We start from the raw sequence: 15235 nt of genomic DNA, 5'->3' as shown, positions 1-15235 counted from the left end.
AGACACCGTCTGACGGGTAGGGCGGGGATTGGATCCCCGTGACGAGTGATGTTGAGATCGGCCGGTCCCCGACTGGAAAGCGGATGTTTCCGCTGGCCTTCCGGGTAAATTTTGTGCGGCGCTGGCAGGACTGCACCGAGCGTGGTGCGAAGGCCCGGCTGCTGCGCGAGTTCAGCCTGGATGAGGCAACTGTTCGCCCCTGGCTGCAGGCATATGATCGGGGGCAATACACCACCGCGATGGTGGCTGCCTCAGAGAAGTCAAGGAACCGTGTGAGTAATCGTGATCGGGCCGAGTTAGCGCGGTTACGCAGCGAGAATGAGGCCCTGAAGAAGAAGGTCGCCCAGGCTGAAGCCGTTCAGGAAATCCTGGGAAAAGCCTACGAGCTCTTGCATGGGATCAACGAGAGCTCCAGCGAGCAGCACGAACAGATCCCGCCAGCGCTGATGAGCGCGGACGAGTACGCACGGTGGCTGCAGCGCAAGAACCTGTCCTGACCGGCGTGCTCCTCGCTCTTATCGCGGCCGGGATGAGCGTGCTCGCCGCATGCACGCTCATTGGTGTTGCGCGGTCGTCGTTTTACCGCATCACCCGTGGCTATCAGCATTATCGGCCGGTCACCGATCCAACACCGCAAGCCCGGCGGGAGCAGCCCGCGGCGCTGAGTCACACCGAGCGTGACACGATCATTGACCTGCTCGGCTGCGAGGAGTACATGGATTTGTCGGTGCTGCAGGCGTACTGGCGGGCCTTCGATGCGAAGAACATCGGCTGTTCGCTGAGCACGTTCTACCGCGTTGCCCGCAGCGAGAAGCTCACCGGGGACCGACGCCGGATCCGCCGAGGCGCCAGCAGCAAACGGGTAAAACCCGTCGTGCCAGCGGCCGCGCCGAATGAGCTGTGGACCTGGGACACCACCGAACTGCGCGGGCCGCGTAATCAGGACCGCTACCGGCTCGGACTGATCGTGGACGTGTACTCCCGCTACCCGGTGGGCTGGTACATCGGCTACAGCGAGAACGCCGCGGACGCGAAAAACATGTTCACCGCCGCGCTCACCGCGCACGGCGCGCCCGCGATCGTGCACTCCGATAACGGCGCCGCCATGCGCGCCAGCGAGCTGACCAGCCTGCTCGAAAATATCCCCCACCGCGCCACCATGTCGTACTCACGGCCCCGGGTCAGCGACGATAACCCGTTCTCCGAATCAATGTTCAAAACCCTGAAATACGACCTGAACTGCCCGGACCATTTCGACAGCATCGAACACGCCCGCGAATGGACCGGGCAGTACCTGCACACCTACGCCCACCAGCACCGCCACAGCGGCCTGAACTGGCACACCCCCGCCAGCGTCTACCACAGCACCGCCCACCACGTGCAGCACCAGCGGCAACAACACCTCGACCAGTACTACGCCGCCCACCCCAAACGATTCCGGCAACCCCCACAAGCACCCCGGCTCCCCGAAGCCACCGGAATCAACATCAAACCACCCCACCTGTCTCAGACAGGTTGACAGCTACCGTGTTTCCCGAGGAGATCCACAGTATTTGCAGGAAGTGTGCATCCCCGGCGCCAACCACCGCCAGAGGTAACGAATACGTCACGACAGATACAGTTCTGTGACAGAGCGGCGATGGGCCCGCCTAGCCTGAAGTGACACATATCACATGTTCAGCCACGAAGTGGGTGCGCTATGGATCGGCGGGCATTCCTCAGGGTAGCGGCGGTCTCCGGCGCGATAGGTGCGCTCTCAGCAGGCGGGGCGATCGCCCCAGCCTCCCCCCTCGGTTCGATCGGAGCGCCGCTGACCGGCGCGCGGCGGGTCATCTATTCGTACCCCGGCCTGACTCCCCCGCCGGAATTGTTCGACCGGATCCGGCGCGGCATCGGGGGCGTCATCTTCTTCGGTGAAAACATCACGTCAGGCGGGCAGATCGCTGATGTGGCGCGACAACTGACGCTCGCTGCGCTGGGGTCGGGCTACGTATTGCGGCTCTTCGTCGACCAGGAAGGCGGAATGGTCAAGCGTCTCCCGGGTGGACCAGCGATGTCGGCCAAACAGGTTGGCGCCCAGCCAAACCCTGGTGCTGCCGGAGGAACGCAAGGCACGGAGGCAGCCATGGCGCTGCTTGCGGCGGGAATGAACGCGAACCTCGCCCCCGTGATGGGCGTCTACCGTTCCGAGGGAGACTTCCTCGACCAATACGAGCGCAGCTTCAGCATGAACAAGGAAACGGTCGCTCAGGCGGGTTCAGCTTTCATTCGAGCGACACAATCGATGGGTGTCAGTGCGTGCGCGAAGCATTACCCGGGTCTGGGCGCAGCCTCTGCCGATGAGAACACGGATTTGGGGCCAGTCACTATTGATCTGCCGGAGCACGTCCTCAGCGATATTGACGAGTTCCCGTTCCGAGCGGCGATAGAGGCGGGGGTTCAGATGGTGATGCCATCGTGGGCGGTATACCCCTCACTCGACCCCGCGCGCCCGTCGGGAATGTCTTCTGAAATCCTTCGCGGGCGGTTACGCGGACGACTTGGGTTCCGGGGCCTGATCGTGACCGATGCGGTAGAGGCCGGGGCGCTCGCGCAGTACGGAAGCACTGGTAACCGCGCGGTCACCGCCGTGGACGCCGGGGTCGATCTGCTGTGCTGCTCAGCCCGCGATGTCGCGCAAGGCGACGAGGCGGCGCAAGCGCTGGTGCTGGCCGGCAAATAACGGGCGGGCGGGGTTAGGCGCCGCCAATCCCGTTGAGAAGGAACCAGAACACGGCGAGACCGACAATGGCCAGCCCGATTCCGGTCGAGGCGCCCACCAGGATTCGCTTCCCAGGTGAAGCGCCATCTTGCGCCAGCGGCAACCAGAAGGCCACAAGCGCGCCCGCCGCCCCCATCACCACGAAGTGGACCGGAACTATCCAGTTCTCAGTTCCCGGACCGTCGAGAAAGAACGCTGATACGGGAAGACTGAAAATCCCGAGTATGAGGAGTAGCAACACGGCGGGCAGTCGGCTCACGCACGCCAGAGTAGTCCGCTCGCTGGGCCGTTTCGCTGCTGGTGCACGTCCGAAGATTTCACTCTGAACCGTGTCACAAACCCGACTCCGCCGACGTCTCTATGTAAAGGCATCGCAATTAGGAGGAGACATGGCCAGCACAACTCGGGTCCCCAAGGCAGAGATCACGGGCCTTTACGGGGCCGTAGTAAAGAAGTTCAGCAAGCGGATGTTCGGCAAAGTACCCGAGTCACTCGAAGTGGCATGGAACCACAAGCAGGTGCTCAAGTTCAGCTTCGGGCTCGGCCAGAAATCGAGGAAATGGAACGAGTGCGATGAAAGCCTGAAGTCGTTCGCGCACATGGCAGTCGCGTCCGTGGTCGGCTGCAGCTTCTGTCTAGACCTCGGGTACTTTATGGCGCACAATCAGTCGCTTGACGAAGTGAAGGCCCGCGAAGTGCCCCGCTGGCGAGAGTCCGAGGTGTTCACCCCGCTGGAGAGAGACGTGCTGGAATACGCCGAGGCAATGAGCCAGACCCCACCGACTGTCACCGACGAGTTGTCGGCGCGGCTGCTGCAGGCGCTCGGGACACCGGCACTGCTCGAACTCACCGCATTTGTCGCGCTGGCTAATTTCTACTCCCGGAACAATGTCGCACTTGGCATTGAAGCGGAAGGGCTGGCGGCTTCGTGCGGCCTCAAACCGCTCGCGCAGCCATCAGGAAAGGTAACGTCAGCGAGATGAGCGACGACGCTTTCGTCGCCCACCGCAGCCTGCTCTTCACGGTCGCATACGAGATGCTCGGCTCTGCCGTCGACGCCGAAGACGTGGTGCAAGAGACCTGGTTGCGGTGGGCCCGGGCCGAACAATCGGCTGTGCGTGACCCGCGGGCTTACCTGGTGCAGACGGTCACCCGGCAGGCACTCGACCGGCTGCGCAGCCTCAGTCGGAAGCGTGAAACCTACGTTGGAGAGTGGCTACCCGAGCCGTTGCTGACCAGCCCCGATGTCGCTGAGGATGTCGAGCTGGCCGAAAGCGTTTCCATCGCCATGCTCACTGTGCTGGAAACACTCGCACCAGCAGAACGCGCCGTCTTCGTGCTGCGCGAAGTTTTTGATGTGCCGTACGAAGAGATCGCGGCGGCTCTCGGCAAAACCCAGGCATCCACACGGCAGATCGCGCACCGTGCGCGTGCGCATGTCGCCGCCCGTCGGCCACGGATGGAAGTTACTAGCGCCGAACAACAGGCAGTGGTGGAAAAGTTCTGGGCTGCGAGCCGCAGCGCCGACCTGCAAGCGCTCCTCGATGTGCTTGCCCCAGACGTCGTATTCGTGGCCGACGGAGGTGGACTGGCTCCTGCCGTGCGACGCCCGGTCACCGGCGCGACGCGTGTTGCGACGATGCTCACCAGGTTCGCGTCCCTCGCACCTGGCGCCAAGTTCGCATCGATATGGCTGAACGGCGCCCTTGGCCTGCGTGTGGAACACAATGGGCAGCTCGACACCACAATCAGTATCAGCGTTGAGAACGGTCGAATCACTCATATCTACGCGATCCGGAACCCGGACAAACTGCGTCGTCTTCAGGAGGTAACGCAGATCCGGCGGACTATTGACGGCACGCGGCTGGTGCCCAGAAAAGCCGAATAGTTCTCGCCGTAGGGGGTAGCTTAGCGGCATGGCGAAGTGGCTGTCCCCGCTCGACGCGATGTTCTTGTACATGGAAACGCCCGATTCGATGATGCACGTCGGTGGGCTGATCGAGATCGAGGTCACCAAGGGCACCGCTGGGGAGATGAGCAGGCAGATCCGCGACGAGCTCCAGGAAATGAGTTCCGCGCAGCCGCCCTGGAACCGCAAACTTGCGACCCCCCGGTTCCTGAAAAACCCCGCGCACCGGTGGGTGGAGGACACCGAATTCGACGCGATGTATCACCTGCGCCGGGCAGCGCTGCCCACTCCGGGCGGCGAACGTGAACTTGGTGTGCTGGTCTCGCGGTTGCACAGCCGTCCGCTCGATTTCCGTCGCCCACCGTGGGAGTGCTACATCATCGAGGGCCACGAGTCGGGCAACTTGATCATCTACACCAAGGTGCACCATTCGCTGGTTGACGGCTATACCGCCGTGAAGATGCTGATGCGTTCGTTCTCCAATACTCCCGACGGACCCGATGAACCGTTCTTCTTTCAGATCCCGCCCGAGCCCCGGCGCAACAAGCCTGTCAGCGATTCTTCAGACGAGAGCGCGCCAGCCGACCAGGGCTCCTTTGTCAGCGCCGTCGCGGGCCACTGGATGTCTGCCCGCGATATCGGCAAGGGCCTCGGCAGACTGGCGCGTTCCCGATTCCGCAAGCACGATCCGATTATCACTGTGCTGCAGGCACCTCGCAGCATCCTCAATGGCCGGATCGGCCGCAACCGGCGCTTCGCCACCCAGCAGTACGATTTTGCGCGTCTGCGGGCGATCGCCGACGCAGCCAACTGCACGCTGAATGACGTTGTCCTGGCAGTTTGCGGTGGCGGGCTGCGCTCTTACCTGCAGAGCATCGATGCGCTCCCGGCAAAGTCCCTGGTCGCGTTCGTGCCTGTCAATATCCGCCCAAAGGACGATGACGGCGGCGGGAACATGGTCGGCGGGATGCTCGCCTCACTAGGCACCGATGCTGACAATGCCGAGGACCGACTGCGGGCCGTTGTCTCGTCGACCAGCGCGGCGAAACGACAAATGGAGAACATGACCCGCGCCGCGATCATTGCTTACACAACCTACGTTGGTTCGCCCCTGATGATTCAGACTGGTCTCGCCAAAATGGGACTTGGCAGGGTGATCCCGCCCAGCTTCAACGTGGTCATTTCCAACGTGCCGGGTCCGACGCAGCCACTCTACTTTCGAGGCAATCGGCTCACCTCGGTGTATCCCGTGTCGTTCCTGATGCATGGCGGACCGCTGAACATCACGTGCGAGAGCTACGGCGAAACCCTCAACTTCGGCTTCGTCGGATGCCGAGACACTCTGCCGCGCTTGCAGCGGCTCGCGCTCGCCTGCGGAGAGTCTCTCGATGAGCTTGAAAAGGCCTACGTCACCCCGTAAGACCGTGAAAGCAAGTCGGTCTCCCGCTGCGATTGCTAGGCCAGATACTCACGACGCTCATCTTTCCCGAGCTTCTCGATAGCGAGCCGCACCGCCGCCCGCGGCATCGATGCTGCGTGACGGTGGAGAAACTGGTGCAGTGCACCACGGTCCCGCTCCCCCGCATGCTTGAGGAAGATTCCGACTGCCTTATGCGCGAAAGGATGTGGGTCCGCGGCTAGCAGTTCAGCGATCGCAAAACCAGCAGCAACGTCGCTATCGGATCCCGCGTGGACGAAGAACAGCGGTGCAGTTATCGCGGTGCGGCGACGAAGCGGGTCCTCAGCCCGCGCGAGTACATAAAGCGGCTCGACGTCCTTACCTGCGAGGTACCCGCCAACTACCCGGGGCGCAGCACGATCGACCATGTCCCATGTCGTAATCCGGTCATGGTTGTCGAGGTAGCAGTCGTACAAAGTTTTCCGCTGTTCAGGTGTGATCCGAGCCCGGGCCTTGAAGTCGAGGATGCAGAAAGCGACCATGCGAGGCTCATATGCAGGGTGCTGAAGCAGCCGTTGCACCTCGGCGAGCGGCAGTTCGGTGTGCGCTTTCGCGATGTCGAAGAGGATGCGCATACGAACACCGAATGCCTCGTCATCCGGGCCGAGTCGCTTCCGGATGATCGTCAGTTCTGCGTCTCACTGGCTGGCCTGTAGTGCGGCGACGATATCCGGCGCAAACATGGTTGTATTCAAGCACCTTCAAGCCCGCGCCGCTGCAACTACAGACTGCGTCATTTCCGGGCGTGCGACGAGCTGCAAAGTGCAACGATGGCAGCGTGACACCTGACGATGAAAGAGTCAGCCCCGAACCGCACGTTGTGGTGCTTTTCGGTGCTACTGGTGATCTAGCACGCCGGAAACTGCTTCCCGGGATGTTCCACTTGGCGATATCGCGGCTCGCACCTGACATGCGCATTGTCGGCACTTCTTTGGAAGACATGGACGACGCTCAGTTTCGCGAACTAGCGGTCAGGGCGTGTCGCGAGTTCTCGAGTCGGCCAGCGGACGACGACCAGCTCGAACAGTTCGCGAGGCAACTGCATTACGTGCCGCAGGAAAAGGGAGCTGAGGCGCTGTCCGCGGCGGTGAAAGCAGCTCAAGCGGCGCTCGAGGGCCCGACTCGACTGCTGCACTACCTGAGTGTGCCGCCCGCGGCCGCGATTCCGGTTATCCAGACGCTGGAAGCAGCCGGCCTGGTCGAAGGATCCAGGGTGATCATGGAGAAGCCTTTCGGCACTGATCTCCAGAGCGCGAAGGCCTTGAACGCAGCCATCCACACCGCCTTCGCTGAGTCGCAGATCTTCCGTATCGACCACTTCCTGGGCAAAGAACCGGCGATGAACATCCTTGCCTTCCGATTCGCGAACGGGTTCATCGAGCCAATATGGAACCGGACATTCATCGATCACATTCAGATCGACGTTCCGGAGCAGCTCTCTCTGGAAGGCCGCGCTGCGTTCTACGAGCCGACCGGCGCGTTCCGCGACATGGTGGTGACGCACCTTTTCCAGGTCTTGGCGTTCGTTGCGATGGAACCGCCGACGGCGCTCGCACCGGAACCGATCAGCGAGGAAAAGAACAAGGTCTTCCGGTCGATGCTGCCGCTGAATCCGAGCAATGTAGTACGAGGCCAGTACCGCGGCTACCGTGAGGAACCCGGCGTTTCAGCGACATCGGATACCGAGACCTTCGTTGCCCTGAAGTGCGAGATCGACAACTGGCGGTGGGCGGGAGTGCCCTTCTATCTTCGGACCGGCAAGTGCTTGGCTGAGGGTCAGCGGATAATCTCTATCGCCTTCCGGAATCCGCCCCGCAGCATGTTCCCCGCAGGCTGCGGCGTGGGCACGCAAGGGCCTGATCACTTGACCTTCGACCTGGCCGACGATTCACGAATGTCCATCTCGTTCTACGGCAAACGCCCCGGCCCTGGCATGCTGCTGGACAAACAAAGCATGCAGTTCGGTCTGGAAGGAACAGCAGACGCGGATGAGGTGCTCGAGGCGTACGAGCGGCTCATACTGGACGCGATGCATGGCGATCGCACCCTCTACACCACCTCCCGCGGCATCGAGCGGCTGTGGGAAGTGTCCGCACCGCTGCTCGACAACCCCCCGCCGGTACACCCTTACGAGGCCGGTTCGTGGGGTCCCCGCAATATCGAGGACTTGATCGCTCCCCTTGAGTGGCGCCTTCCGTTTGAGCGCGCCTGGCGTGCACGAGAGTAAACCCGGGACCGCCCCACCGTTCGTCTCATACTTAAGGCTGATGGGCACGGTCGACATATCATCCGCGAGGAGGATGTGCGCGGCTCCTTCTAGCCGTAGCGTCTTCGTTGTGGATAGATCTGCGGAGAATGCGGTGCTGACGGGCGGCCTCGTGCAGTTCGGCGTGCTCATTGCAGTTGTCGGGCTGTCGATAGCTGGGTGTCTCGTGGCCTATGGACTGATGAGTGACTTCGGGTCGAAGGCCGAGTGGATGCGCGCGCTCGTCACTGGTGCCACGGGCGTCGTAGTTTTTGCCGCCGGGGTGATTCTGTCTGCTGAAGGCGTCCTCAGCGGCGTGTTGCGCTACCTTCCAGAAGCTGGCGGCCTGATCGTGGTGTCAGCAGCGGTGCTGGCATTCACCGCCTTCGCATCCGCGTTGCGAGATCATAGGCAGACTTATCATGTGTCGCAGTAATTCTCGGCCGGCCCCCCGGGTAGACCCGGCGGGTGTCCCGTTCGGGAACTATCGAGCCTCGCGCAACGGTGGGCTCATAGTTGTGGCTGGGCCTCGCAAGGTCTACCCATCAGGCATCCCGTATTACGAAATTGTGGGCCAGCCAGGTGCATACGTCCCCGCAGCACACCTAGATTGGGTAGAGCGAATCAGCACCACAAACTGCAGAGTTTCCGGTGAGGGTGCTGCCTGATAGCTTGGGTTGCATGCCCGTATCCGCGAAATTTCTAGAGTCAGATGGACTTTAAAGCGCAGCGTGAAATCGAGCGGCGGCTTGAACCCTGGTCGTCGGCGCTGGGCGCTGACCGCACCGCGTATTCACATCATGTCCTTCGCGTGCTCGGGTTGTGTGATTTGTTGTGGGAGCGAAGCCCCGACAGCGAAATCCCGCCGAGCGGGCGGGAAGAGTATCTGACTGCGCTTGCGTTCCATGACCTCGGAATCTGGTCAGCTGGCACCATGGACTACCTCGGCCCGAGCGTTGCGCTAGCTCACCAGTGGCTCGACGAGCATGGCCAGGGCCACCATCGAGCCGCGGTCGCGCAGATGATCGAGCACCACCACAAGTTGCGCCCCGCAGGCCGCGCGATCAGCCCTGTGGAGATCGTGCGCAGGGCAGATCTTATCGATGTCACCCTCGGTCTCATTGCATTCGGGATTCCGAGGCGAAAATACAGGGATTTGTTGCACGCCTTCCCGGATGCCGGATTTCACCCGAAACTCGTCAAAATGATTGGCGGGCGATTCCTCGCGCACCCACTCTCTCCGATGCCCATGATCAGGTTGTGACTCCCAAACCCGAAAATCCATCTACGAATGTCGTCTAAAACCGGTGTTTTCGGGTGATTGTGTTGACCTCCGCAGATGGATTGGGGGAAGGGCAGGGTTACGCACCGACGTACGCGGCGAGGTGCTCCCCCGTGAGTGTTGATCGAGCATCAACGAGTTCCTGAGGCGTTCCCTCGAAGACGATCCGGCCGCCATCATGCCCCGCTCCCGGCCCTAGGTCGATGATCCAGTCCGCGTGCGCCATCACGGCCTGATGGTGCTCGATGACGATTACAGATTTTCCTGAGTCGACGAGCCGGTCAAGCAGGCCGAGAAGCTGCTCAACGTCAGCGAGGTGCAGACCGGTAGTCGGCTCGTCGAGGATATAGACACCACCCTTCTCCCCCATGTGCGTGGCGAGCTTGAGGCGCTGCCGCTCGCCGCCGGACAGCGTGGTAAGTGGCTGCCCGAGGCTGAGATAGCCGAGCCCTACCTGTCCCATCCGTTCGAGAATCTTGTGCGCCGCGGGGGTGCGTGCCTCGCCATCACCAAAGAAATCCTCAGCTTCAGTCACCGGCATCGCGAGCACTTCAGCGATGTTCCGCCCGCCCAGTGTGTACTCCAGGACCGACGCCTGAAACCGCTTCCCCTCGCACTCTTCACACGGTGATTCGACGGTCGCCATGACGCCCAGCTCCGTATAAATCACTCCAGCGCCGTTGCAGGTGGGGCACGCACCTTCCGAGTTTGCACTGAAAAGGGCAGGCCTAACACCGTTGGCTTTCGCGAACGCTTTACGGATCGGATCGAGCAGTCCTGTGTAGGTTGCGGGGTTGCTGCGGCGTGATCCCTTGATCGCTGTCTGGTCAACTGTCACCACCCCATCGCGGCCTGAGACGGACCCATGGATCAGGGAGCTCTTCCCGGAACCCGCCACCCCCGTGACCACGCACAGCACCCCGAGCGGAATGTCGACGTCGACGTCTTGGAGGTTGTGGGTGGACGCGCCGCGAATCTCGAGCGTGCCGGAAGCCGAACGCACGGTGTCCTTGAGAGTTGCCCGATCGTCGAGGTGGCGGCCGGTAAGAGTGTCGCTGGCCCGCAGTCCGTCCACAGTGCCCTCGAACACCACCTCACCGCCAGCAGTACCGGCGTGCGGGCCGAGGTCGACGACATGGTCAGCGATAGCGATGGCTTCGGGCTTGTGCTCCACGACGAGGACGGTGTTGCCCTTGTCGCGCAACCTCAGCAGCAGGTCGTTCATCCGCTGGATGTCGTGCGGGTGCAGTCCGATCGTCGGCTCGTCGAATACATAGGTGACGTCAGTCAGCGAGGATCCTAGGTGCCGGATCATCTTGACACGCTGCGCCTCGCCTCCCGAAAGTGTGCCCGACGGTCTCTCGAGGGAGAGGTAACCGAGCCCGATTTCGACGAACGATTCGAGGGTGTCCCCCAGCGCCGTCACGAGCGGCGCCACGGAGGGTTCGTTCAGGCTACGGACCCACACAGCGAGGTCGTTGATCTGCATCGCGCACGCATCAGCGATGTTGAGCCCGTTGATCTTCGAGGATCGGGCCAGCTCGCTCAGCCTCGTGCCCTCGCACTCTGGGCAGGTGGTGAAGGTGACAGCCCTGTCGACGAAGGCCCGGATGTGGGGCTGCATCGCTTCCCGGTCTTTGGAAAGGAACGACTTCTGGATTCGCGGAATCAGGCCCTCGTACGTGACGTTCACGCCGTCGACTTTGATCTTGGTGGGTTCTTTGTACAGGAGGGCTGAGCGCTCCCTCTTAGTGAAGTTGCGGATCGGCTTGTCCGGGTCGAAGAACCCGCAGCCGCGGAAGATGCGGCCGTACCACCCATCCATGCTGTAGTTGGGGATTGTCAGCGCACCCTCGTTGAGCGAGAGACTCTCGTCGTACAGGGCAGACAGGTCGAAGTCGGTGACTTTTCCCCGGCCTTCGCAGCGGGCACACATGCCGCCGGTGACGCTGAATGTGCGACGCTCTTTTACCGTCTCGCCGCCTTTTTCGAGCGTCACTGCGCCAGCCCCGCTGATCGACGCGACGTTGAAGGAGAACGCTTGCGGAGAGCCGATGTGAGGCTGTCCGCGTCTGCTGAAGAGGATGCGCAGCATCGCGTTGGCGTCAGTGACGGTGCCGACTGTCGAGCGGGGGTTTGCGCCCATTCGCTCTTGGTCAACGATGATCGCAGTGGTCAGCCCGTCGAGCACGTCGACCTCGGGGCGCGCCAGCGTCGGCATAAACCCCTGCACAAACGCGCTGTACGTTTCGTTGATCATGCGCTGAGATTCGGCGGCGATCGTACTGAAAACCAGTGAACTCTTGCCCGAACCTGACACACCGGTGAACACCGTCAGCCGCCGCTTCGGGATCTCGACACTGATGTCTTTGAGATTGTTTTCCCGCGCACCGTGCACGCGGATCAGGTCGTGGCTGTCGGCAGCGTGCCGCGCGGGCGGTTCAGACATTTCAGTGGTGATGCTCATAGTGCCTCCCTCTGGAACGCGATGCGGCCTGCGCGGTCTCCGCTGCGCCACCTGCTCAATCAGTGAACTTCCTGGATGCGGACGGTGTTACCTGCGGGGTCGCGGAACGCGCAGTCGCGGGTGCCCCACGGCTGGTCTGTGGGCTCCTGCATTACTTCCGCGCCGCTTGCCTGAACTTTCTCGAAGGTGCCGTTGACGTCTGTGGTCGCCAGCATGATCGCACCGAATGTGCCTTTTGCCATCATCTCGGAGATGGTGCGGCGTTCCTCCTCGGTAATGCCGGGGTCGGCGGCGGGTGGAGTCAAGACGATGTTCATGTCGGGTCGCTGCGGGGGGCCGACGGTGATCCAGCGCATTCCGTTGTACCCGACGTCTTTACGGACCTCGAAGCCGAGGGCGCCACAGTAGAACGCCAGCGATGCGTCAGGATCGGTGTGGGGAAGAAAACTTGCGTTGATTGTGATGTCCATGGCAGTCACTTTAAGTTCGCCGGCCACACCCTCGCTTCTTGATTCCTGATCGGTCTGCTGACTTGTTTCGCGACACATGACGGGATGCCTGCAGTCTCGTTCTTTGAGTCCCGCCGGTAGACGCTGGGCGGCACGCCGACCAGTTCGGTGAAACGCGTACTGAAGGTGCCCAGCGACTGACACCCCACCGCGAAGCAAACCTCTGTGACGCTGAGGTCACCGTGGCGAAGAAGCGCCATCGCGCGCTCAATACGCCGGGTCATCAGATAGGAATACGGCGATTCGCTATACGCGGCCCGGAACTGCCGACTGAGGTGGCCCGCCGACATGTGGACATCGCGGGCAAGCGCTTCCACGTCAAGGGGCTGCGCGTATTCCCGGTCGATCCGGTCGCGAACGCGACGCAGCAACGCGAGGTCTCGCAAGTACTGCGCCGAGGCAGGTGTGCTCGTCACTCCTGAATCGTCCCATGTCCTCGCGCGCGTTGCCTAGCTTTGTCGCCGGACATCCTTCGGACGACCGCATCAACGTGGCTAGTCCAAGTTTCGCCAGAAAAATGTTGCGATGGGATGTCGAGAACCCCCACACAGCTTCGTCCCTGGGGTGAACGCGACCACAATGGGCCGTACCGCACTAAGGAGAACATGATGGCCAAGTACCTTCTGCTGAAGCATTACCGAGGCGCCCCTACGCCGGTCAACGATGTGCCGATGGAACAGTGGACGCCGGAGGAAGTTTCGGCCCACATCCAGTACATGCAGGACTTCGCCGATCGGCTCGAGGGTACGGGCGAGTTCGTCGACGGACAGGCTTTGTCCCCGGAAGGCACGTTCGTCCGCTACGACGGTGAGGGACGGCCACCGGTCACTGACGGCCCGTTCGCGGAAACCAAGGACCTGATCGCTGGCTGGATGGTGATTGATGTCGACACCTACGACCGAGCGCTAGAGCTGGCCGGTGAACTATCGGCGGCCCCGGGTGCTGGTGGGAAACCGATCCACGAATGGCTCGAGGTGCGCCCGTTCTTGGCCGCGCCGCCGACCATTAGGGAGTGACGGTCGGTGGACGAAACCCTGCTGCGGGCCCTCACTCCCGCCGTGATCGGCGTCCTCGTCCACCGCGGAGCTGACTTCGCGGCCGCCGAGGACGCCATGCAGGACGCCCTGGTAGAGGCCGTGCGGGTATGGCCGGACAATCCGCCCCGCGACCCCAAGGGTTGGCTGGTCGCAGTTGCCTGGCGTAAGTTTGTCGACGCCGCGCGCGCCAGTACCTCTAGGCGGCGGCGCGAGGTGCTCGTTGAGGTTCAGCCCAGCCCGGCCCCGGGCGCAGCGGCAGACGACACGCTTCAGCTGTACTTTCTGTGCGCACACCCATCCCTCACTCCTGCTTCGGCGGTCGCACTGACACTTCGTGCGGTCGGCGGCCTGACTACGCGTCAGATCGCGCAGGCCTACCTCGTGCCAGAGGCGACGATGGCCCAGCGCATCAGCCGGGCGAAACGGACCGTCGCGGGCGTCCGGTTCAACCAGCCCGGCGACGTCGCTACCGTGCTGCGCGTGCTCTACCTGGTGTTCAACGAGGGGTACTCCGGAGACGTCGACCTCGCTGCCGAGGCAATCCGGCTCACCCGGCAAGTGGCGGCCATGACGAACCACGAGGAGGTGGCCGGACTGCTCGCACTCATGCTGCTGCACCATGCACGGCGCCCGGCACGAACACGCTCGGACGGCAGCCTCGTGCCTCTTGCCGAGCAGGACCGCAGCCTATGGGACACACGGATGATCGCGGAGGGCGTCGACGTGCTCCAGGCGGCGCTGAACCGCGACAGGCTTGGCGAGTTCCAGGCGCAGGCCGCCATCGCTGCACTCCACGCTGACGCCCAGACGGCTGAGGAGACTGACTGGGTGCAGATTGTTGAGTGGTATGACGAACTGGTGCGTCTCACCGACAGCCCAGTGGCCCGCCTCAACCGGGCTGTGGCGGTCGGCGAGGCGGACGGACCACGGGCAGGGCTGGCCGCCCTTGCGGAACTCGACCCCGCCCTTCCCCGCTACAACGCTGTCGCGGCGTATCTGCACGAGCGCGACGGTGATCCCCTGACCGCGGCCCGGCTCTATGCCGGAGCTGCTCGGCTGGCCTCCAGCGTCGCCGAACGCGACTACCTCACACGGCAGGCCGCGCGGCTCAACGCACAGCACATACAGTTGGGACCGTGAGTACGCCACAAGACCCGTCCAGAGCGCAAGCACCTGGCAGATCGAAAGCTCTCACAGCCACGGGCCACGCGAGCCAGGCCATTGCCGGGTTCGTTGCGGGCGCATTCGTGTGGGCAGGCCTCTTCCGTGGGTTGTACCTGCTTGACGTGTGGGTTCCGTGGTACCTGATGCTGGTGGCCCCGCTAATCATCGCGGCAGCCGGGCTGTACGCGGCGAGACGTTCGGCGGCGCGAATCACCACAGCCGCGTGGGCGTTCCTCGCGGGAACCCTCGGTTGGACGCTAGCAGCGAGCGGCGCTGTGCTGGCATTGATGCTCGCCGTCTCCTGAAACGTGCGGAGCCCGGGACTCCAAGTGGCGGATTGCTTCACAGAATCTCCACACGGCGTGCCCATAACCTGCAGGCGCGCGCGCATACGCTCTCGGT

At 62.7% G+C, this 15235-nt stretch carries 17 protein-coding genes; 12 read left to right on the top strand and 5 right to left on the bottom strand.

Features of this window, described 5'->3' with window-relative positions:
• The first annotated feature begins 38 nt into the window (after positions 1–38).
• From FHU29_RS06965 to FHU29_RS06955, 3 genes are all read left to right on the top strand, one after another.
• On the top strand, positions 39–497 hold the full coding sequence (locus FHU29_RS06965) for a hypothetical protein (RefSeq protein WP_232323104.1): 459 nt from the start codon (positions 39–41) through the stop codon (positions 495–497).
• On the top strand, positions 470–1519 hold the full coding sequence (locus tag FHU29_RS06960; protein WP_064442701.1) for an IS3 family transposase: 1050 nt from the start codon (positions 470–472) through the stop codon (positions 1517–1519). The genes FHU29_RS06965 and FHU29_RS06960 overlap by 28 nt, the downstream gene beginning before the upstream one ends.
• Before the next feature lie 180 nt (positions 1520–1699).
• Positions 1700–2722 carry a glycoside hydrolase family 3 N-terminal domain-containing protein gene (locus tag FHU29_RS06955; RefSeq protein ID WP_064442006.1) on the top strand — a complete coding sequence of 341 codons (1023 nt, stop codon included), beginning with the start codon at positions 1700–1702 and terminating at the stop codon, positions 2720–2722.
• Positions 2723–2735: 13 nt separating this feature from the next.
• Here FHU29_RS06955 and FHU29_RS06950 read toward each other — a convergent pair whose 3' ends face one another.
• Positions 2736–3020: a hypothetical protein gene (locus FHU29_RS06950; protein ID WP_064442007.1), complete on the bottom strand. Its 285-nt coding sequence runs from the start codon at positions 3018–3020 to the stop codon at positions 2736–2738.
• Between the two features lie 130 nt (positions 3021–3150).
• Between FHU29_RS06950 and FHU29_RS06945 the strand changes: the two genes are divergently transcribed.
• The 3 genes from FHU29_RS06945 to FHU29_RS06935 are packed head-to-tail and all read left to right on the top strand — an operon-like array spanning position 3151 to position 6090.
• The gene (locus tag FHU29_RS06945; protein WP_064442008.1) at positions 3151–3744 is read left to right on the top strand and encodes a carboxymuconolactone decarboxylase family protein; all 594 of its coding nucleotides are present in this window, start codon (positions 3151–3153) and stop codon (positions 3742–3744) included.
• Positions 3741–4649 (top strand): RNA polymerase sigma-70 factor, encoded by a 909-nt coding sequence (locus tag FHU29_RS06940; RefSeq protein ID WP_064442009.1) that lies wholly within the window; start codon positions 3741–3743, stop codon positions 4647–4649. The genes FHU29_RS06945 and FHU29_RS06940 overlap by 4 nt, the downstream gene beginning before the upstream one ends.
• A gap of 28 nt (positions 4650–4677) precedes the next feature.
• Entirely contained in the window at positions 4678–6090 is a 1413-nt protein-coding gene (locus FHU29_RS06935; RefSeq protein ID WP_064442010.1) for a WS/DGAT/MGAT family O-acyltransferase, read from the top strand.
• 35 nt (positions 6091–6125) lie between these two features.
• On the opposite strand, the gene FHU29_RS06930 is transcribed toward FHU29_RS06935, so the two are convergent.
• The gene (locus FHU29_RS06930) at positions 6126–6749 is read right to left on the bottom strand and encodes a DNA alkylation repair protein (RefSeq protein WP_269747866.1); all 624 of its coding nucleotides are present in this window, start codon (positions 6747–6749) and stop codon (positions 6126–6128) included.
• Positions 6750–6907: 158 nt separating this feature from the next.
• Between FHU29_RS06930 and zwf the strand changes: the two genes are divergently transcribed.
• From zwf to FHU29_RS06915, 3 genes are all read left to right on the top strand, one after another.
• Positions 6908–8356 carry a glucose-6-phosphate dehydrogenase gene (zwf, locus tag FHU29_RS06925; RefSeq protein WP_064442011.1) on the top strand — a complete coding sequence of 483 codons (1449 nt, stop codon included), beginning with the start codon at positions 6908–6910 and terminating at the stop codon, positions 8354–8356.
• A gap of 109 nt (positions 8357–8465) precedes the next feature.
• Entirely contained in the window at positions 8466–8810 is a 345-nt protein-coding gene (locus FHU29_RS06920; RefSeq protein WP_157095343.1) for a hypothetical protein, read from the top strand.
• Positions 8811–9086: 276 nt separating this feature from the next.
• Entirely contained in the window at positions 9087–9638 is a 552-nt protein-coding gene (locus FHU29_RS06915; RefSeq protein ID WP_064442013.1) for a hypothetical protein, read from the top strand.
• A gap of 97 nt (positions 9639–9735) precedes the next feature.
• Here the strand turns inward: FHU29_RS06915 and FHU29_RS06910 are convergent, their stop codons facing one another.
• The 3 genes from FHU29_RS06910 to FHU29_RS06900 are packed head-to-tail and all read right to left on the bottom strand — an operon-like array spanning position 9736 to position 13048.
• Positions 9736–12123: an ATP-binding cassette domain-containing protein gene (locus FHU29_RS06910; protein WP_064442014.1), complete on the bottom strand. Its 2388-nt coding sequence runs from the start codon at positions 12121–12123 to the stop codon at positions 9736–9738.
• 59 nt (positions 12124–12182) lie between these two features.
• The gene (locus FHU29_RS06905; protein WP_064442074.1) at positions 12183–12593 is read right to left on the bottom strand and encodes a VOC family protein; all 411 of its coding nucleotides are present in this window, start codon (positions 12591–12593) and stop codon (positions 12183–12185) included.
• A 5-nt stretch (positions 12594–12598) separates the two neighbouring features.
• Complete coding sequence (locus tag FHU29_RS06900; RefSeq protein WP_064442015.1) at positions 12599–13048, bottom strand: helix-turn-helix transcriptional regulator; 450 nt, start codon at positions 13046–13048, stop codon at positions 12599–12601.
• Positions 13049–13240: 192 nt separating this feature from the next.
• Here FHU29_RS06900 and FHU29_RS06895 point away from each other — a divergent pair, with 192 nt between their 5' ends.
• The 3 genes from FHU29_RS06895 to FHU29_RS06885 are packed head-to-tail and all read left to right on the top strand — an operon-like array spanning position 13241 to position 15138.
• Positions 13241–13648, top strand: coding sequence for a YciI family protein (locus tag FHU29_RS06895; protein WP_064442016.1), 408 nt, complete (start codon positions 13241–13243; stop codon positions 13646–13648).
• Positions 13649–13654: 6 nt separating this feature from the next.
• Positions 13655–14809 carry an RNA polymerase sigma factor gene (locus tag FHU29_RS06890; RefSeq protein WP_064442017.1) on the top strand — a complete coding sequence of 385 codons (1155 nt, stop codon included), beginning with the start codon at positions 13655–13657 and terminating at the stop codon, positions 14807–14809.
• Positions 14806–15138 (top strand): hypothetical protein, encoded by a 333-nt coding sequence (locus FHU29_RS06885; RefSeq protein ID WP_064442018.1) that lies wholly within the window; start codon positions 14806–14808, stop codon positions 15136–15138. The genes FHU29_RS06890 and FHU29_RS06885 overlap by 4 nt, the downstream gene beginning before the upstream one ends.
• Positions 15139–15235 lie beyond the last annotated feature (97 nt).

It is taken from the genome of Hoyosella altamirensis, from assembly GCF_014191505.1.
In the GTDB taxonomy this organism is placed as follows: Bacteria; Actinomycetota; Actinomycetes; order Mycobacteriales; family Mycobacteriaceae; genus Hoyosella; species Hoyosella altamirensis.
The sequence above is the reverse complement of the archived record's forward strand: the minus strand, read 5'-3'. Positions and strand labels throughout refer to the sequence as shown.

Coding starts and splice junctions, on each gene's coding strand:
- FHU29_RS06955 (WP_064442006.1), top strand. CDS start 1,700: ATGGATCGGCGGGCATTCCTCAGGGTAGCGGCGGTCTCCGGCGCGATA.
- FHU29_RS06945 (WP_064442008.1), top strand. CDS start 3,151: ATGGCCAGCACAACTCGGGTCCCCAAGGCAGAGATCACGGGCCTTTAC.
- FHU29_RS06940 (WP_064442009.1), top strand. CDS start 3,741: ATGAGCGACGACGCTTTCGTCGCCCACCGCAGCCTGCTCTTCACGGTC.
- FHU29_RS06935 (WP_064442010.1), top strand. CDS start 4,678: ATGGCGAAGTGGCTGTCCCCGCTCGACGCGATGTTCTTGTACATGGAA.
- FHU29_RS06915 (WP_064442013.1), top strand. CDS start 9,087: ATGGACTTTAAAGCGCAGCGTGAAATCGAGCGGCGGCTTGAACCCTGG.
- FHU29_RS06910 (WP_064442014.1), bottom strand. CDS start 12,123: ATGAGCATCACCACTGAAATGTCTGAACCGCCCGCGCGGCACGCTGCC.
- FHU29_RS06905 (WP_064442074.1), bottom strand. CDS start 12,593: ATGGACATCACAATCAACGCAAGTTTTCTTCCCCACACCGATCCTGAC.
- FHU29_RS06895 (WP_064442016.1), top strand. CDS start 13,241: ATGGCCAAGTACCTTCTGCTGAAGCATTACCGAGGCGCCCCTACGCCG.